The sequence below is a fragment of the Pedobacter sp. P26 genome (assembly GCF_050632135.1).
Taxonomy (GTDB): domain Bacteria; phylum Bacteroidota; class Bacteroidia; order Sphingobacteriales; family Sphingobacteriaceae; genus Pedobacter.
Window position 1 is genome coordinate 1,218,670 of record NZ_CP192574.1, and the last position, 17,232, is coordinate 1,235,901.

The 17,232-nt window shown below is 38.2% G+C and carries 18 protein-coding genes and 2 pseudogenes; 13 read left to right on the forward strand and 7 right to left on the reverse strand.

Annotated features, from left to right (window positions below; translation table 11 throughout):
• The first annotated feature begins 60 nt into the window (after window positions 1–60).
• The 8 genes and pseudogenes from hemL to ACQ86H_RS05800 all read left to right on the forward strand — a co-directional run bounded on the left by hemL (window position 61) and on the right by ACQ86H_RS05800 (window position 7,312).
• Window positions 61–1,431, forward strand: coding sequence for a glutamate-1-semialdehyde 2,1-aminomutase (gene hemL / locus ACQ86H_RS05765; protein ID WP_138818280.1), 1,371 nt, complete (start codon window positions 61–63; stop codon window positions 1,429–1,431).
• A gap of 104 nt (window positions 1,432–1,535) precedes the next feature.
• Entirely contained in the window at window positions 1,536–2,402 is an 867-nt protein-coding gene (locus ACQ86H_RS05770; RefSeq protein WP_138818279.1) for a sensor histidine kinase, read from the forward strand.
• An 8-nt stretch (window positions 2,403–2,410) separates the two neighbouring features.
• A pseudogene (locus tag ACQ86H_RS05775) lies at window positions 2,411–3,114 on the forward strand (response regulator transcription factor).
• Window positions 3,114–3,629, forward strand: coding sequence for a hypothetical protein (locus ACQ86H_RS05780; protein ID WP_138818278.1), 516 nt, complete (start codon window positions 3,114–3,116; stop codon window positions 3,627–3,629). The pseudogene ACQ86H_RS05775 and the gene ACQ86H_RS05780 overlap by 1 nt, the downstream one beginning before the upstream one ends.
• A 178-nt stretch (window positions 3,630–3,807) precedes the next feature.
• A complete protein-coding gene (hemE, locus tag ACQ86H_RS05785) occupies window positions 3,808–4,833 on the forward strand; it encodes a uroporphyrinogen decarboxylase (protein WP_138818277.1) in 1,026 nt (341 codons plus the stop codon).
• 310 nt (window positions 4,834–5,143) lie between these two features.
• A complete protein-coding gene (locus tag ACQ86H_RS05790) occupies window positions 5,144–5,377 on the forward strand; it encodes a type II toxin-antitoxin system YafQ family toxin (protein ID WP_210419385.1) in 234 nt (77 codons plus the stop codon).
• A gap of 28 nt (window positions 5,378–5,405) precedes the next feature.
• Complete coding sequence (locus ACQ86H_RS05795) at window positions 5,406–6,011, forward strand: CopD family protein (protein ID WP_431294114.1); 606 nt, start codon at window positions 5,406–5,408, stop codon at window positions 6,009–6,011.
• Between the two features lie 143 nt (window positions 6,012–6,154).
• Entirely contained in the window at window positions 6,155–7,312 is a 1,158-nt protein-coding gene (locus ACQ86H_RS05800; protein ID WP_431294115.1) for a hypothetical protein, read from the forward strand.
• A 69-nt stretch (window positions 7,313–7,381) separates the two neighbouring features.
• Here the strand turns inward: ACQ86H_RS05800 and ACQ86H_RS05805 are convergent, their stop codons facing one another.
• Window positions 7,382–7,687 carry a hypothetical protein gene (locus ACQ86H_RS05805; protein ID WP_431294116.1) on the reverse strand — a complete coding sequence of 102 codons (306 nt, stop codon included), beginning with the start codon at window positions 7,685–7,687 and terminating at the stop codon, window positions 7,382–7,384.
• A 56-nt stretch (window positions 7,688–7,743) separates the two neighbouring features.
• Here ACQ86H_RS05805 and ACQ86H_RS05810 point away from each other — a divergent pair, with 56 nt between their 5' ends.
• The 3 genes from ACQ86H_RS05810 (at window position 7,744) to ACQ86H_RS05820 (ending at window position 9,878) form a co-directional block, all read left to right on the forward strand.
• Window positions 7,744–8,277: an RNA polymerase sigma factor gene (locus ACQ86H_RS05810; protein WP_431294117.1), complete on the forward strand. Its 534-nt coding sequence runs from the start codon at window positions 7,744–7,746 to the stop codon at window positions 8,275–8,277.
• A 63-nt stretch (window positions 8,278–8,340) separates the two neighbouring features.
• Window positions 8,341–9,009, forward strand: a complete 669-nt coding sequence (locus ACQ86H_RS05815; RefSeq protein ID WP_431294118.1) for a hypothetical protein — start codon at window positions 8,341–8,343, stop codon at window positions 9,007–9,009.
• Window positions 9,010–9,092: 83 nt separating this feature from the next.
• Complete coding sequence (locus ACQ86H_RS05820) at window positions 9,093–9,878, forward strand: outer membrane beta-barrel protein (protein ID WP_138818270.1); 786 nt, start codon at window positions 9,093–9,095, stop codon at window positions 9,876–9,878.
• 119 nt (window positions 9,879–9,997) lie between these two features.
• Here ACQ86H_RS05820 and ACQ86H_RS05825 read toward each other — a convergent pair whose 3' ends face one another.
• A complete protein-coding gene (locus tag ACQ86H_RS05825) occupies window positions 9,998–10,147 on the reverse strand; it encodes a DUF6364 family protein (protein ID WP_431294119.1) in 150 nt (49 codons plus the stop codon).
• A gap of 130 nt (window positions 10,148–10,277) precedes the next feature.
• Between ACQ86H_RS05825 and ACQ86H_RS05830 the strand changes: the two genes are divergently transcribed.
• Window positions 10,278–11,243, forward strand: a complete 966-nt coding sequence (locus ACQ86H_RS05830; RefSeq protein WP_431294120.1) for an ABC transporter ATP-binding protein — start codon at window positions 10,278–10,280, stop codon at window positions 11,241–11,243.
• Between the two features lie 205 nt (window positions 11,244–11,448).
• Here ACQ86H_RS05830 and ACQ86H_RS05835 read toward each other — a convergent pair whose 3' ends face one another.
• The gene (locus tag ACQ86H_RS05835; protein ID WP_193420524.1) at window positions 11,449–11,862 is read right to left on the reverse strand and encodes a hypothetical protein; all 414 of its coding nucleotides are present in this window, start codon (window positions 11,860–11,862) and stop codon (window positions 11,449–11,451) included.
• 135 nt (window positions 11,863–11,997) lie between these two features.
• On the opposite strand from ACQ86H_RS05835, the gene ACQ86H_RS05840 reads away from it, so the two are divergent.
• Window positions 11,998–12,558, forward strand: coding sequence for a DUF4230 domain-containing protein (locus ACQ86H_RS05840; protein ID WP_431294121.1), 561 nt, complete (start codon window positions 11,998–12,000; stop codon window positions 12,556–12,558).
• Between the two features lie 232 nt (window positions 12,559–12,790).
• Here ACQ86H_RS05840 and ACQ86H_RS05845 read toward each other — a convergent pair whose 3' ends face one another.
• The 4 genes and pseudogenes from ACQ86H_RS05845 to leuB form a co-directional block, all read right to left on the reverse strand.
• A complete protein-coding gene (locus ACQ86H_RS05845) occupies window positions 12,791–13,141 on the reverse strand; it encodes a cupin domain-containing protein (RefSeq protein ID WP_431294122.1) in 351 nt (116 codons plus the stop codon).
• A 156-nt stretch (window positions 13,142–13,297) separates the two neighbouring features.
• Window positions 13,298–14,547, reverse strand: a pseudogene (ilvA, locus tag ACQ86H_RS05850) (threonine ammonia-lyase IlvA).
• A 306-nt stretch (window positions 14,548–14,853) separates the two neighbouring features.
• On the reverse strand, window positions 14,854–16,014 hold the full coding sequence (locus ACQ86H_RS05855; protein WP_431294123.1) for a 2-isopropylmalate synthase: 1,161 nt from the start codon (window positions 16,012–16,014) through the stop codon (window positions 14,854–14,856).
• A 10-nt stretch (window positions 16,015–16,024) separates the two neighbouring features.
• A complete protein-coding gene (leuB, locus tag ACQ86H_RS05860) occupies window positions 16,025–17,116 on the reverse strand; it encodes a 3-isopropylmalate dehydrogenase (RefSeq protein ID WP_431294124.1) in 1,092 nt (363 codons plus the stop codon).
• Window positions 17,117–17,232 lie beyond the last annotated feature (116 nt).

The following is a 17,232-nucleotide window of genomic DNA, read 5'->3' on the forward strand; positions in this document are numbered from 1 at the left end:
TGTGGGGTATGTACCCAAAGCCTTCCGCCTTCTACCTTTCAGCCTTCAACCTTAAAAAAGATGTTAGATTCATTAAAGAAAATGTTTTCAGGCAACGAAGCCGATATTCCGGTAAATACAGGTAGTAAACCTGATATTTCGAGGGTAAAATCTGCCGAGCTTTACGAAAAATCAAAAACGTATTTCCCTGGCGGAGTAAACTCTCCGGTAAGGGCTTTTAAATCGGTTTATGGTACACCGCTTTTTATCGAAAAAGGTGATGGCTGTTACATCTGGGATGCCGATGGTAATCAGTTTATCGATTTCTGTGGTAGTTGGGGACCATTAATTTTAGGACATAATAATCCTAAAATTCGCGAAAAAGTGACCGAAGTAATGCAGAACGGCATGAGCTTTGGTGCACCAACTGCATTGGAAAATGAATTGGCAGAGCTGATTATCAAAAACAACCGTTTTGTAGAAAAAATACGTTTCACCAGTTCGGGTACCGAAGCCGTAATGTCGGCTATTCGTTTGGCAAGAGGGTTTACCGGCCGGGATAAGATTTTAAAATTCGAAGGTTGTTACCATGGCCACAGCGATTCACTTTTGGTAAAAGCAGGTTCGGGTTTGGTTACTTTTGGTGAAACTTCTTCTGCAGGTGTGCCAAAATCTTTTGCCGAAGAAACCATCGTGGTACCTTTAAATGATAAAACAGCCATTGAACAGGCTTTTGCCCAGTTTAAAGATCAGATTGCCGCGGTAATTATCGAAGGGATTCCTGCAAACAACGGTTTAATTATGCAGGATGAAGAATATATTCATTTCTTGCGTAAAATCTGTACCGATAATGGTTCCCTTTTAATTTTTGATGAAGTAATTACAGGATTCAGGATTGGTTTTGAAGGTGCTGCTGCACATTATGGCATTATACCTGATATTGTTACTTATGGAAAAATCATCGGTGGTGGTTTACCTGTGGGAATGTATGGTGCGCGAGCTGAAATTATGGAACATATTTCTCCCGATGGTGGCGTTTATCAGGCCGGAACCTTATCAGGAAATCCGGTAGCCATGGCAGCGGGCATCGCAACATTAACCGAATTGAATAAATCCGGCTTTTATAAAGATTTGAATAATAAGGCACAGGAATTTGTAGCGAGCATTCAACGTTTTGCAACGGCACGTAACTATAAATTTAAAGTATTCACCATTGGCTCTATTTTCTGGTTTGCCTTTACCGATAAAGATAAAATCCAATCTGCTGATGATATTGATGCCAGCAGCATGGAGAAATTTAAAGTGATGCACCGCGAATTATTAAACAGAGGAATTTATTTAGGTCCATCGGGATATGAAGTTGGTTTTGTATCTTCAGCTCATACGAAGATCGAGTTGGAGAAAGCAAAGAGAGCTATTTTTGAAGCATTAGATTTGGTGTTTAAGAAATAGTTTATTACTCATTATATGATACTGTGCGATGGTTCGTGGAGACACGAACCATGTATAAAAATAATCGGTGTAATCAAATCATCGGTGTAATCAACCCTAAGGGAATGAAGAAATCTATAATTATATTTTACGCCTTATTGCTTTACGCGCTGATTCAGCTCATTTCGTGGGGTACTTTAGTGGTGCGTTTGCAACCCAGCCGCATGACGATGATTATGGGCGAAGGCTCGGTATTTTTATTTCTGCTTTGTATTGGTGGTTATTTTCTCCATCAATCTTTAAAACGTGAAGATAAACTGAGGGAACAGCAGCAGAACTTTTTAATGTCGATCACGCATGAGTTAAAATCTCCATTGGCCGCAATAAAACTTTCTATCCAAACCATTGTTAAACGGGATTTGGATAAGACCCGCCAGGTATCGTTGCTCAACAATTCATTAAAAGATATTGAGCGGTTAGACGATTTGGTTGAAAATATGCTTTTAGCTACCAAGATTGAAAACCGTTCTTACACTTTTCCGAAAGAGGAATTTAATTTTTCAGAACTGGTGTATAAAATTACTGATCGGTTGCAGGTTCACTCTTGTGGCAACGAACAATTGATAAGTGCCCAAATTCAGCCAAATTTGCAGTTAATGGGTGACAAATTTGCCTTATCGTCAGTAGTGACCAATTTGATAGAGAATGCCGTTAAGTATTCGAGCCCATGTGATGAGATAAATGTGCATTTAAACAAAGTTGACGGACATATTCAGTTAAGCGTGATTGATAAAGGTCCGGGTATTTCAGATGCCGAAAAAATGTTGATATTTGATAAGTTTTACCGCGTTGGTAACGAGAATGTCAGAAAAGCGAAAGGAACAGGTTTAGGCTTGTTTATTGTGAAAGAGGTTTTACAATACCATGATGCAGATATTACAGTAAAAGACAATTTGCCTCAGGGAAGTATTTTTGAAGTAACATTTAGTTAATCTCAATTATGTCACAAAAATTAAGAATTCTATTGGTAGAAGACGAGGATCACTTGTTAGATGCTATCAAATTAAACCTCGAACTTGAGGGTTATAAAGTTCACGCCGTTAAAGACGGTAAAACCGCTCTTAAAATTTTTAAAGAAGAACGCTTTAATCTAATCATTTTAGATGTAATGTTGCCTGAAATGGATGGTTTCCAGGTTTGCGAAACAATCCGTTTAGAGAATGCAGAAGTTCCGATTATGTTTTTAACAGCTAAAAACACTTCTGAAGACCGTGTTTTAGGTTTGAAAAAGGAGCTGACGATTATCTGGTTAAACCATTCAACCTGGAAGAACTCATTCTTCGTGTGGGGATTTTGGTGAAACGCAGTTTAAAATCTGATGATTTAAAAGAATTGAATTCTTACAAAATCGGGGATAAAACAATCTACTTTAACTCTTTCGAATTAAAACATGATGATGGCACCATCACACCGTTAACCAAAAAGGAAACGATGTTGCTGAAACTGTTAATTGAGCGTAAAAATGATGCCGTTTCAAGAGAACAGATTTTAGAAACGGTTTGGAATTATGATGTTTATCCGTCAACCAGAACGATCGATAACTTTATTTTAACGTTCCGTAAGTATTTCGAACCTGATCAAAAAAATCCGGTTTATTTTCACTCTATCCGTGGTGTAGGCTATAAATTTACAGATAGTCATTAATGTACAATAATAAAGGCAGGTATGCTTTAATGGCAGTTTTTGCGCTGGCTGCATTGGTTTGTATTTTTTACTATCAATATCAGTTGGCTGCTGTTTCTGGTGTTTTATTTGCCTTTGTTATTTGGAGCCATTTTAAGCATAGCTCGGTGTTAATGGCATCGAAACATTTCAAAAATAACGAATTTGGTAAAACCAGAGCATTGTTGGCCGAGGTAGCAAAACCGGAACGTTTGGCCAAAAGCCGCAGGGGTTATTACGAATTTATGCAAGGCAATATGGCTTTGAAAGAACAGGATTATGATAAAGCTGAATATCATTTTCAATTGGCCAGCCGTTTTCCGGTAGGGGGTAAAAATGAAAAATCGTATGTGCTGATCCATTTGGCTAACCTCGCTTTGCGGAAAAAAGACAAGGAAAGGGCAGAAGCTTATACCAAACTGGCAAAGGAACTTGCCGAAACACAACGATCAAAGGATATTATCGTTAAAATTGAAAAAGAAATAAGCAAAATATAATAGGACTATTGTCATTTTGAATAAACGAAGCACCGGTTTTTGATAAAAAGGTACTTCGTTTTTTTTTTATTTATACCTTTGCAGCCGATTCGTCATGCTGAATTTGTTTCAGCATCTCTTACTTTATTTATATGTTAAGTGTGGCAGGATGACGATAAAGCGATACCAAATACAGATCATGAAGAATAACTTATTTTTAGACGCAGCATTTTCAAAACAAACAGAACGCCCACCCGTGTGGATGATGCGTCAGGCAGGCCGTTTTATGCCACAATATTGGGAGATAAAAAACAAATACTCTTTTTTAGAGATGTGTAAAACTCCTGAGATTGCAGCTGATGTAACGATGTTGCCTGTTGATCTGCTGGATATAGATGCCGCGATTTTATTCTGTGATATTCTGGTAACCGGTGAGGCTATGGGTGGTGATTTAAGCTTCACTCAAGGTGTTGGTCCTAAATTTTCAAATCCGGTACGTACAGCCCAGGATATTGAAAATCTAAATGTTGATTGTTTGGATGAGTTACAATATGTGGCTGATGCGATTAAAGTGATTCAGCAAAGGTTAAATGGGAATATCCCTTTGATCGGTTTTGCTGGTGCACCGTTTACGGTAATGAGTTATTTAATTGAAGGTGGATCTTCTAAAGATTTCAAGTTAACTAAACTCTTTATACATAACCAACCAGAACTGGCACACAAGCTTTTGGCTAAAATTGCAAAAGTAACCGCAGATTATCTGAACCTTCAGATTGCTGCTGGCGTAAATGCAGTTCAAATTTTCGATAGTTGGGCACTTGCCTTAGCATGGAATGATTACCAGGAGTTTTCGCACCGTTATATTCAGGAAATTATTGCCAATCTAAACAGAAAAGATATTCCGGTGATTTCGTTCTGTAAGGGAAGTTCGGTTTTTGCTCCGATTATGGCAGAAGCTAAACCAGATGTAATTTCGGTTGACTGGAATGCTGATTTATTGAATATTAAAAATGCTTTGCCAAAAGGTATTGCTGTACAAGGAAATTTAGACCCACATATTTTATATGCGGATAAAGCTGTAATTAAGGCACAAATCCATAAGTTATTCGAACGCATGCGTGGTACTGAAGGATTTATCTTCAATTTAGGTCACGGTATTATGCCTGATATTCCTTTCGATAATGTGAAGTATGCAATTGATGTGGTGAAGGAGTTTAGGTATTAACCCCTGAATTCCCTAAAGGAGACTTTGAACGGTTGCTGTAAATCGTTATATTTGGATATGGAAACACTTATTATAAATATTCCTGAAAAAAAGCGAACTGGTAAAACAGCTTTTAAGGGAGCTTGGTGTTACTTTTAAAAAGGAGAGTGCAAGTAAATCTGTACCCAATTCGGTTACGCAAAAAACTATCGATGATGCACACAAGGGTATTGGGATAGGCGAACCGATTAAAGATATAAATTCATATATCAATTCCTTGTAGATGTTTGTTCTAAAGCCTACCAATCAATTTGATAAAGATATTAAGCTAATGAAGAAACGTTCTGCAAAGAACATAAATCTCATTAAGGATTTTTTGTTTAGATTAGAGATTGATGGTGCCAGTGGAATTGATAAGAAGCATCGCCCGCATAAATTAGTTGGAAACTATAAGGACAATTGGGAAGCCCATATTAAGCCCGATTTATTGATGATATGGTTTGAGATAACCGAAGAAAAGGAAATAATTCTATTAAGAGTCGGAACACATTCTGATCTATTTTAAATAAAAGGCTTTATCCTACAAACATTCCATGATAGAAACCTTATTGCCATATTACCACTATTTTCTTGCAGTACACATTGTATTTGTAATTAGCTGGATGGCCGGTTTATTTTATATTTTAAGTCTTTTTATTTATCACACGGAAGCAAACGATAAACCTGAACCTGAAAAAAGTATCCTCCAAAAACAGTTTGTTAAAATGGAAGCTACTTTATGGAAAATTATAGCTACTCCGGCCATGGTTATTTCTGTTTTGGCGGGCGCATCTATGCTCACTTTAAATCCGGGCCTGCTTCAAGCTGATTGGATGTGGGTAAAGCTAGGTTTTGTTGTTGGCCTGCTCATTTATCACTTTATCTGTCAAAATCTCGTTAAACAGCTTAAAAACAATCAATATAAGCTAACCAGCTTTCAGTTGAGGTTATGGCGTGAGCTGGCTACCATTTTTATGATTGCTATTGTATTTGTCGTGATCTTAAAAAGTGCCATCAATTGGATTTATGGTTTAATTGGTATCATGGGCGTAGCAATGGCCATCATGATTGCAGTTAAGCTGTATAAGAATTATCGTAAAAAAGTGGTGAATAATCTTTTAACCACAAAGTCACCAAGGCACAAAGAATATTGTTTGTAATTAAAGGTGTCAATAAAACTTTGTGTTCTTTGTGCCTTGGTGGTCGATCCATATTAACTTTGTTTCCTTTGCGTAAACTTCGCGTACTTTGCGGTTAAATAAACCAAAAACTATTCTAAATTTGGGCGATAAAATCCAAGCTCATGTTTACAAACACAGGTCTGAAAAGGGCCTTAATCTTAATAGCTTTTCTTTTCAGTTCTTATTTTGCTTCTGCACAGTTTAATCAATCGGCTTTCGAAAACAGAATCCGCCCCGATAGCAGCTTAACTAACGAGGTTCACTTCAATTTTTACAATTTAAACTACGTCCGCAATTACGAGTACACTAATGATTTTCATGATGGTTATACTTTGTACGGAACGCAATTGCAGCCGCAAATCGTTTATTACGCACATCCAAACCTCGCCATTACTGCAGGTGCTTTCATCAGAAAGGATTTTGGCAGGAACGGGATTTCTGATGCTAAACCTTTATTCAGCGTAAAATATCATAAGCGTAACCTCACCTTAATTTTTGGTAGTCTGGAAGGAAACATTCAGCATAAATATATTGAGCCTTTATACGATTTCGAAAGAACAATAACTACACCAATAGAATACGGTACGCAGTTATTGGTTGAGCGTAAGAAATTTACCTTAGATGCCTGGATTGCCTGGCAAAAAATGATCTACAAAGGTGATCCGGCTAAAGAAGAAATTATTGGTGGTTTATCAACCGAAAGTTTTTTAATCAAAAATGATGACTGGGAATTAAGTATTCCTGCACAGTTTTTGGCTTTCCATCAGGGCGGACAGATTGATGTGTTAAAAGAAATCCCGATCACCACCATGTTTAATGGCGCCACAGGTATAAAGCTGCATAAAGACATTGATGCCAATATTAAACAGGTGTATACCGATAACTATATTGCGGTTTACAAAGATTTCTCTCCGGATAAAAGAAGGGCCTACCAGGGTGGTTTTGGTTTATGGTTAAATGCTGGTGTAGAAAGTAAATGGGGAAGTTTAGTGGCCTCTTACTGGAAGGGCAATAACTTTATTTCGATTAAAGGTATGCCACTTTATGAATCTGTTTCCGATAATTTGTATAGTCCGGGCTTGAGGCAAAGTTCAAGAAACATTGTTTTATTGCGTTATGCTTACCAAAAAGAGTTAATCCCACATTTATATCTTGATGTGCGTTTCGAACCGCATATCGATCTTGATCATACAGATAAACAACTTCAGTTTAACCACTCCTTCTTTTTGACCTATAAACAGGATTTCAAGTTGTTTAAGGTGAAAAAGGATGAAAGGTAGAAGGTAGAAAGGTTGAGGGTAATTTAACTAATCCATTACAAACCCCATAGGTACATAAACCTGTGGGGTTTATTGTTGATAGACTTCCGAAGTTCCCCCTGCGCCTAACTCCCTGTGAAACTTCGGAAGTTCCTGCCAACTAAACCCGATAGCAGCGAAAAACACGAAGGTGAGGAACGAACCGAGGCTTTGAAGCGAATAGCGGGACTGCTGCTCCCTATGAAATGCTGCATGTTCATTTTCAAATAAAAAATCTATATCTTTCTTGAAAATTATTTTAATTATATCTGTCTGATAATCAATTGGTATAATTCTAATTTTAACTTTATTTAACTTTTTTCTCACCTCATGCAACCATTGTTTGTAATCTGCCATCTTCTATATACAAACACACAATGAAATTGACGCGAAGCTATACAATAAACGATTTGATGGAAGGCTGCAAAGCTGGTGACCGGAAGATGCAGGAGCTGCTCTACAAGCAAACTGCATCTAAGATGTTGGCCGTTTGTATGCGCTACGCCAAAGATAGGATGGAGGCAGAAGATGTGCTGCAGATGGGATACATCAAGATTTTTCAAAAAATAAAAGAGTATAGGGGCGAGGGTTCTTTTGAAGGCTGGATTAGGAGAGTAATGGTGAATACTGCGATTGAGAGTTACCGTAAAAATTTACGCAGCTTAAACGTAGTAGAAATAGATGAAGCTTACGAGCAACCATCAATCGGATTTGATTTTGGCACACTAGGCATGCAGGATTTGATGAAAGTGATACAAAAACTGGCAGATGGTTACCGCATGGTTTTTAACATGTACGTAATAGAAGGCTATTCGCATAAGGAAATTGGAGAAACGCTAGGCATCTCAGAAGGGGCGAGTAAATCGCAATTATCGAGAGCAAGGGCAATATTAAAAGAAGAAATTATAAAAATGGAGGGATTTGGTTATGCAACCTATACTGGATAAAGATTTTGATCAGTTATTTAAAGATGCTTTTGCTGACGCGGAAGTAACACCTTCGAGGGATTTATGGAGCAATATAGAAAGTGGAATAACGCCGAAGAAAAAAGAATTATACCAATTTATTGGTTATCGGCTGCAGCGGTTTTACTTATTGCCACAATTGGGATTTTGCTTTATCAACAGCAGAATAATACTAATGAGGGTAAACAATTAGCCAATAATACAATTGAAAAGCCTAAGCAAGTAGTGGAAACACCAGTTGTAAAAGATCAGTCACCTGTAGTAGTTGAACCGGTTAAAGATGTTGCACCAATTTTACCGGTTGAGGCTAAACCAGCAAGGGCTATTGCCAAAACAAAGGTGAAACAAGATAAACCTGCTTTAGCGCAACCGCGGATAATTACGGCCCCTGAAATGCAAAAGCATGAAACCACTGTAGCTAAAGTTGAAGAGCCTAAAAAAGATATTAGAACGAAAATCGAAGAGGCGATTCTGCAACCCAAAGAGGAAACTGTAATAGTTGCTAACCCTACAGCCATTAAAACGGATGATCCTATTAACGATAACGAACAAGGCATTAAAGGTATCCGCAACGTTGGCGATGTAGTAAACCTGATTGTTAACAAAATGGATAAAAGAAAAGATAAGCTGATCCAGTTCCGTACTGATGATGACGACTCTTCTTTGTCATCAATCAATATCGGGCCTTTTAAATTTGGTAAAAAGAAGAAATAATAGTTTTCAGTTGGCAGTTTTTAGTTAACAGTGTCGACATTTATTAAAACCTTACAACATTTAACAAAATAATACACACAGATATGAAACGTCTAATATTTACAACACTTTTGGTAAGCGGGCTTGCCGGTGTTATGGCTCCAGGTGCTTTTGCACAACAAGATAGTACTAAAAAGAAAATGGATTATAGTGAAGGTCATGGTATTATGATTAATACAAAATCAGCAGATTCAGCAAAAAAAGGTCGTTTTGTAGGTGGAATTACTTTTACCAGAGTAGATTGGGGATTCTCCAGGCTGATAGACAATGGAAGTTTTAATTTATCACCTAATAATGATTTCTTAGATTACAAAGGTGGAAAAACCAGTACATTTTCTTTTGATGTTTTACAGTTTGGCTATCGCTTTAATTCTAACTTTAAAGTTTATGTAGCAGGAGGATTTGATTGGACCTTAATCCGTTTAAGAAAAGATATTACGATTGCTAAAAACGCTAACGAGTTTGTTTATACCGATCAATCACCGGTACATTTCTCTAAAAACCGTTTCTCCAGCAGTTATGTACATATTCCATTAAACTTCGAATTCCGTACCAGCGAAAACAAAAACGGCAAAAGATTTTACCTGGTGTTAGGTCCGGAGGTTAGCTTTTTGCTAAATGGAAAAATTAAACAGATAAGCGAAGAACGTGGTAAAGAAAAACAATATGATAGCTACCACTTTCAATCGGTTCGTTACGGGGGTACAGTTAGATTTGGTTACGGAGGTATAGGATTGTTTACCAAATATTACTTTAACGATATGTTTACTACCTCACAACAAGCTGGCTTAAAGAACATGAGTTTCGGGGTTACCTTTGGATTAAACTAAGCCATATCAATTTATATAGACTGATTAAGTCTCTCCTTTGGGAGAGATGTCCGAAGGACAGAGAGGTTAACACACAAATGAACAGATCCTGTTTCGGTTAGGCGAGACAGGATTTTTTGTTATAACGTTTCAGCAGGCTTATTCTCACCGATCAAAGACTTAAAGCAATTCTCCATAAATTCATCTAAACTTATTCCTTGCTCTTTCGCATAAATTTTAGCCTGCTCTATAACAGCATCATCAAGAATTAGTGTGATTTTAGCTTTCATGTCTTTGTATTTAGTTGATTTAAAGATAAATACCGTTTTTGTGAATTTCTAAACAAAATATTAACAATTATACAAGTTGTAACCTTACCCTCTGCCTCAAAACCCTCCACCTTTTTCTTATCTTTACCACGTGAGCAATACCCTAATCAGCGTTAAAAATTTAACCAAGCAATATCAGGCAGAGCAGGCCGGTGGAATTAAAAATGTAAGTTTCGACATTAAAAGAGGCGATGTGGTGGCCATTATAGGCGAGAGTGGTAGCGGAAAATCGACCTTACTGAAATCCATTTACGGATTGCTGAAAACCGATGAGGGTGAAATCTTTTTCGAAGATCAAAGGGTTAAAGGGCCTGACGAACAACTGATCCCCGGCCATAAGCAGATGAAAATGGTGACGCAGGATTTTTCGCTGAATATTTATGCGAAAGTGTACGATAACATTGCCTCACAGCTATCAAATACCGATCTGAAAACTAAGGCCGAAAAAACACTTCAGATCATGGAGCACCTTCGGATTTTACCACTGCAGCATAAAAAAATTATTGAGTTAAGTGGTGGGGAACAGCAGCGTGTGGCCATAGCTAAAGCCATGGTTGCCGATACACAGGTTTTACTATTAGACGAACCCTTTAGCCAGGTTGATGCTTTGCTTAAAAACCAGCTAAGGGCTGATATAAAACGTGTTGCAGCAGAAACCGGGGTAACTGTTATTCTTGTCTCTCACGACCCTGCTGATGGTTTATTTCTTGCCGACCAATTACTGATTTTGCGAAACGGCGAACTTTTGCAAACCGGTAAGCCTATCGATATTTATCAAAATCCAAAACACATTTATACTGCTCAAATTTTAGGTAATGCAGTTGTTTTGTCTCGTGGGGATGCAGAAAAACTAGGCTTAAAAACATTTGCAGGAAATGTGGTTTTCTATCCCGAATGGGCCGAAATTAGTAATAATTGGAGCAGCAGACGTTTTGAAGTAAAAGATGTTTACTATAAAGGTTTTTACGACGAATTGCTCTTAGAAAGAAATGGCGTTAGCGTTCGGGCCTTACAGTTGAACAGGGGAGAGCATAAAAAAATGACCACGTTCAATTGAATATCACTCGGTATTTAGAGTTTTAAATGTAATTATATATTTGGTGATTTTTTATAAAAGTTATAATTATAATTATAACTTTTTAATACACTGAGAAGAATACAAGCCGTTTACATCCGTGACATTTTAATGTGGGAAAATTAGAGCATAAAAAAACGACCACATTCAATTGAACATTAGTCGTTTTTTAGCGTTTTAAATGTTTTTAATTTCCAGCGTAATCAGACGGAATAATAACAACTTTTACTAAAGTATTGTAGTTAGGTGGTACAGTAGCTGTTAAATTATTGGTATCTTGAACATCAAACCTTAAACCTCCATTAGAAACTTTATAGCTAAAAGCATTGTAATTGAATGTATAAGGCAACTGGATATCACCATTTGGATCACTAGGGTGTTCAAAATAGACTAGTACGCCTTCATCATCCAATGTTACGCCATCAATTGCGGATAAGGCCTTACTTACAGAGTAACTTCCGTTGCTGTTACGTAACCATTCATTCGAATTGATTGTAAAATTATACGTTTTAGCTCTTAGTTCTTGATAAACAGTTTCTTTTTTGCAAGAGGCCAGACCTAGTGTGGCGATGCAAAGCATTAAGATGGTAAATTTTTTCATTTTGATTTTGTTTATTTGCGTGTGTGATATTGGTATTACAAATCTTTTGCCAAAAAAATAATTGTTGTTAATAATGGATTAATTATTGTGCAACAGCTTAAATACACCAATGTTATTATCCAATATTTTTAAAATATGAAGCTCTTTTTCCGACTTTTACCTTGGTTAATTTTAGTCGTTGCAGGGTACTTATTTATTTCCAAAAAGTTTAGTATCAATACTACTGTTGAAAGCAAACATCAGCTTCTGGTCGAGAAAATTGAGGCTATTGGTAAATTGGAACTGGTGAGATATCAGATTAGTGATGTTTTGGAACATAAAAATAAAACAGATTTTTTACCTGAAGCGAGTGTTTTATTAATTGTTAAAGCCGAGGCGGTAGGCTGTATTGACCTGACCAAAATTACCCGTGAAGATATTAGCATTCATGCGGACACTGCTGTAGTAAATTTACCACAGCCCGAAATCTGTTATGTAAAAATCGACCATAAAAACTCACGTGTTTATGATACGAAGATGGCTTTCTTCCGTGAGGCCAGTTTAGTAGACGAAGCTTATAAAGCAGCTGAAAGACAAATTACCGCAGAAGTTAAAAAATCGAGCATTTTAGCACAGACGAAAACCAATGCGACAACCGTCCTTAAGCCAATTATTGAAGGATTGGGTTATAAGAATGTACGGTTTACTTTTGAGTAAAGGTGTAAGGCTGAAGGTAGAAGGTTGAAGGTATAAGGTTCCTGGCGATCTTTACACTTTAATGTCGTCATCTCGACCGGAACACAGTGGAGTGGAGAGATCTATCTCGAGGTAGATTTAGCTTCGCTGAGCACCTCGTGGTTCTCAACTTCTTTGCACTCCGATCGAAATGACGTACTTAATATGCACATAAACCTCCAACTTTCCGACTCCTGACCCCGGTCTTATTTCCTTACTTTAAAAAATCTTCCCGATGTGGATTAAAAATATCAACTAATAACCCGGCTTCCAGGCAAACCACACCATGAAAAACGTTTGATGGGGCAAAGAAAACATCCCCTTCGTTTAAGATCTTCTTATCATCGCCCATGCTTACTTCAAAACTTCCTTTGGCAACGTAACTCATCTGTAAGTGAGGGTGATTGTGAATGGTGCCAATGGCATCTTTTTCAAATTCTACTTTAACCAACATCAGGTTGTCATCATAAGCCATGATTTTGCGTTTAACGCCCGCACCTAAATCTTCCCAGTCGATATCGCTATCCGTAATTAATGCTTTGTTGCTTAAGTCTTTGAAATTCATTTTTATATTTTTTGCGCTAAAAAAAATCGTCATCTCGACTGGAACGCAGTGGAATGGAGAGATCTATGCTCGATAGATTTTGCTTCGCAGAGCTTTCGGATTCTCGACTTCGTTGCACTCCGCTCGAAACGACGGAAATATCTATACGGTAAAACCTTAAACCAAATACTCAAACAAAGTCTGATCCTGGTTTAGTTCGATAATTTCAAATTTAAAATCTTTCATACGCTGCAACAAGCTGGCATAATCATTTTTGTTCGAAAGTTCAATGCCCACCAATGCAGGTCCGTTTTCTTTGTTTGTTTTTTAATAAACTCGAAACGGGTAATATCATCCTGTGGACCCAAAACCTCGTTTACAAATAATTTTAAAGCCCCTGGTCGCTGTGGGAAACGTACAATGAAATAATGTTTCAGCCCTTCGAAAAGTAAAGATTTCTCTTTAATCTCCTGCATGCGCTCTATGTCATTGTTTCCACCGCTAACTATACAAACTACCGTTTTACCGGTGATCTGATCTCTCAGTTGATCTAATGCGGCTATAGATAGTGCGCCAGCCGGTTCTACAACAATGGCATCTTCGTTATACAGCTTTAAAATGGTGGTGCAGATTTTTCCTTCAGGGATTAAATGCATCTGATCAAGAAGTTCCTTGCAATATTCGTAAGTAATGTGGCCAATCCTTTTTACAGCGGCACCATCCACAAAGCGGTCTATTTCTTCTAAAGTGTAAGGGCCGCCGTGTTCCATAGCCGTAACCATCGATGGTGCACCCAGCGGCTCAACACCAACCAGTTTTACATCGGGTTTAACCGTTTTCATATAAGCACTCACACCCGAGGCCAAACCACCACCACCAACAGGCATTACCAAAATGTCTAAATCAGGCAGGTCTTCATAAATTTCTACACCAACTGTTGCTTGTCCTTCAATTACTTTTTCATCATCAAAAGGTGGAATAAAAGTGGCCGATTTTTCGGCACTGTAGGCCAGCGCCTCTTTCAGGCAATCGTCGAAAGTATCGCCAACCAAAACCACTTCCACACTGTCGCCACCAAACATATAAGTTTGTTTAACTTTTTGTTTAGGGGTAATTTCCGGCATAAAAATAACGCCTTTGATACCGAGTTTTTTACATGAATAGGCCACGCCCTGTGCATGGTTGCCTGCACTTGCACAAACTACGCCGTTAATCAAAGCATCCTGTGGCAAGGTGCTAATTTTGTTGTAGGCACCGCGTAATTTATAGGAGCGTACAATCTGAAGGTCTTCTCTTTTCAAATAAATATTGGCGTTGTAATGAGCAGAAAGTCCGGCGTTAAACTCTAAAGGCGTACGTTTTACCACGCCTTTTAATCGTTGGGATGCAGATTGAAAATCCAGTGTATTCGGTGTTGTAGTATTCATTGTTGTAGTATCAGGTATAGAGAGAATCAAGTATCAAGACCGATATTCTCTTATGTTTTTTGTAAAGCAGGGTTTGGTACTTTTCGGTTATTGCAGTCCTGCTATTCGTTCCAATCTTTTTAAAACCACTGTAATGCTGAGGAACGAAGAGTGTGTTTCATCGGTTGCAGATGCTTCGTGCCTCAGCATGGCATTGTATCCAAGGTTGCTGCAATTAAAAAGTATTTCCACTGCTATCAGGTTTAGCAAGCTTACTTCAATGCGTTAAATTAAAACGCTTACCGCTCAACGCCAAACCCTGAGCATTTAGGCCAAGTGCAGCGCCACCAATTGGTTTAAATCCTGGTCATTAATGCCCTGTTTGCTATCAGCCAAAACTAAAAACTGTTTGTAAACAATATCTAAATGGTCTTTTTCTAGTTTATGGCCTAAACGGTCTAAGTGGTGTTTTAAAGCATGGCGACCGCTTCTTGCCGTTAATACGATGGTTGCATCAGGGAAACCAACATCTTCCGGTTTAATAATTTCGTAGTTCTCACGGTTTTTCAAGAAACCATCCTGGTGGATACCCGAACTGTGCGAAAATGCATTTCCACCAACAATTGCTTTGTTCGGTTGCACGGGCATGTTCATCTGGTTTCTCACCATGTGGCTCATTTCGTAAAAACGGGTAGTATCAATCTGGGTATTTAAACCCAAAATTTTGTGTGTTTTCAAAATCATGACGACTTCTTCCATAGAAGTATTGCCTGCGCGCTCTCCAATACCGTTAATGGTACACTCTACCTGGCGGGCGCCATTTTGCAAGCCTGCAATAGAATTCGCTGTAGCCAGGCCTAAATCGTTGTGGCAATGCACGGAGATAATGGCTTTATCAATATTTTTTACGTTTTCTTTTAAATAAAGAATTTTAGAACCGTATTGGTCTGGCAGGCAATAACCATTGGTATCCGGAATATTTACCACGGTGGCCCCGGCAGCAATCACTGCTTCAACCATTTTGGCTAAAAATTCGATATCAGCACGGCCGGCATCTTCTGCGTAGAACTCAACATCTTCTACAAATTTTTTCGAATACCTCACAGCTTCTACAGCACGTTCTAAAATTTCTTCGCGGGTACTGTTAAATTTATGTTTAATGTGGAAATCAGATGAGCCAATTCCGGTGTGGATCCGCGGTCTTTTAGCATAACGCAAAGCATCTGCAGCAACATCAATATCATTTTTATTTGCACGGGTTAAGGCACAGATAATCGGGTTGGTAACCGCTTTCGATAATTCTATTACGCTATTAAAATCGCCCGGACTTGATACCGGGAAACCAGCTTCAATCACATCAACACCTAAAAGCTCAAGTGATTTTGCGATTTCTACTTTTTGGTTTGTATCTAACTGGCAGCCTGGAACCTGCTCGCCGTCACGCAATGTCGTGTCGAAAATATAAACTTTGTTCGGGTCGTGAATCATAATCTTAAGTTTAGGAAGTGATTAATTTTTGTGATAAGAATTTAATTACCAATTTGCCCATTTCGGCGGTGCCTAAAACTTTGAAACGGTTTGTGTTTTGATCGGCAATATCATGGGTTCTGAAGCCTTCTTTTAGTACCTGATCGATGGTATCAACCAATAGCTTGGCTTCTTCCTTAAGTCCGAAACCAATTTCCAGCATTAAAGCAGCCGATAGGATAGAGGCCAAAGGATTGGCTAAATCTTTACCGGCAATATCGTGTGCCGAACCGTGGATCGGCTCAAAGAAACCTGTGCTTTCGCCAACAGATGCCGAAGCCAGCATTCCCATTGAACCTGCAATCTGCGAAGCTTCATCGGTTAAAATATCCCCAAATAAATTAGCCGTTAAAACCACGTCGAATTTTTTAGGATTTTTGATTAACTGCATGGCTGCATTGTCGATAAACATGTGCTCAGTTTCTACATCAGGGTATTGTTTTGCAATTTCCTGAACAGTTTCGCGCCATAGGCGTGAGCTTTCCAAAACATTTGCTTTATCTACCGAGCATAATCTTTTGTTGCGTTGTTGTGCAGCCTGGTAAGCTTTATGTGCAATGCGTTCTACTTCGTAACGGTGGTAAATCATCAAATCAGAAGCAGTATTTCTATCTTCAGATCGTGTTTTTTCTCCGAAATAAACATCTCCTGTTAATTCGCGGAAGAACAAAATATCGGTTCCCCTTAAAATTTCCGGTTTAATGCTTGAGGCTTCCAGAAGTTCATCAAATAGTAATATCGGGCGGAGATTGGCAAATAAACCCAATTCTTTACGGATTTTTAAGAGGCCTTGTTCAGGTCTAACTTTTAAACTTGGGTCGTTATCGTATTTGGCGTGACCAATGGCTCCAAAAAGGATGGCATCGCTTTTTCTTGCTTTATCTAAAGTTTCATCTGGTAAAGGCTCACCAGTAACTTCAATAGCTGCATGGCCCATTAAAGCTTCGTCAAATACAAATTCGTGGCCAAAAATTTCGGCAATTTTTTCTAATGCTGTTTTTCCCCAAGTGGTTACTTCGGGTCCGATACCGTCTCCAGGTATTACTAAAATGTTCTTCTTCATTGTTGACTCCTCTTTTGCCGTTGCAGTTTTTACCACAAATAAACACAGATTGATTTCTGACTCGGTTTGTATCTTTACAAACCATTAGATTTTATCTGTATTTATCCTTTTATCTC

Bases quoted from the DNA above. Each gene is read 5' to 3' on its own strand.
- hemL (WP_138818280.1), top strand. From the start codon at position 61: ATGTTAGATTCATTAAAGAAAATGTTTTCAGGCAACGAAGCCGATATT.
- ACQ86H_RS05770 (WP_138818279.1), top strand. From the start codon at position 1,536: ATGAAGAAATCTATAATTATATTTTACGCCTTATTGCTTTACGCGCTG.
- ACQ86H_RS05780 (WP_138818278.1), top strand. From the start codon at position 3,114: ATGTACAATAATAAAGGCAGGTATGCTTTAATGGCAGTTTTTGCGCTG.
- hemE (WP_138818277.1), top strand. From the start codon at position 3,808: ATGAAGAATAACTTATTTTTAGACGCAGCATTTTCAAAACAAACAGAA.
- ACQ86H_RS05790 (WP_210419385.1), top strand. From the start codon at position 5,144: ATGAAGAAACGTTCTGCAAAGAACATAAATCTCATTAAGGATTTTTTG.
- ACQ86H_RS05795 (WP_431294114.1), top strand. From the start codon at position 5,406: ATGATAGAAACCTTATTGCCATATTACCACTATTTTCTTGCAGTACAC.
- ACQ86H_RS05800 (WP_431294115.1), top strand. From the start codon at position 6,155: ATGTTTACAAACACAGGTCTGAAAAGGGCCTTAATCTTAATAGCTTTT.
- ACQ86H_RS05805 (WP_431294116.1), bottom strand. From the start codon at position 7,687: ATGGCAGATTACAAACAATGGTTGCATGAGGTGAGAAAAAAGTTAAAT.
- ACQ86H_RS05810 (WP_431294117.1), top strand. From the start codon at position 7,744: ATGGAAGGCTGCAAAGCTGGTGACCGGAAGATGCAGGAGCTGCTCTAC.
- ACQ86H_RS05815 (WP_431294118.1), top strand. From the start codon at position 8,341: ATGGAGCAATATAGAAAGTGGAATAACGCCGAAGAAAAAAGAATTATA.
- ACQ86H_RS05820 (WP_138818270.1), top strand. From the start codon at position 9,093: ATGAAACGTCTAATATTTACAACACTTTTGGTAAGCGGGCTTGCCGGT.
- ACQ86H_RS05825 (WP_431294119.1), bottom strand. From the start codon at position 10,147: ATGAAAGCTAAAATCACACTAATTCTTGATGATGCTGTTATAGAGCAG.
- ACQ86H_RS05835 (WP_193420524.1), bottom strand. From the start codon at position 11,862: ATGAAAAAATTTACCATCTTAATGCTTTGCATCGCCACACTAGGTCTG.
- ACQ86H_RS05840 (WP_431294121.1), top strand. From the start codon at position 11,998: ATGAAGCTCTTTTTCCGACTTTTACCTTGGTTAATTTTAGTCGTTGCA.
- ACQ86H_RS05845 (WP_431294122.1), bottom strand. From the start codon at position 13,141: ATGAATTTCAAAGACTTAAGCAACAAAGCATTAATTACGGATAGCGAT.
- ACQ86H_RS05855 (WP_431294123.1), bottom strand. From the start codon at position 16,014: ATGATTCACGACCCGAACAAAGTTTATATTTTCGACACGACATTGCGT.
- leuB (WP_431294124.1), bottom strand. From the start codon at position 17,116: ATGAAGAAGAACATTTTAGTAATACCTGGAGACGGTATCGGACCCGAA.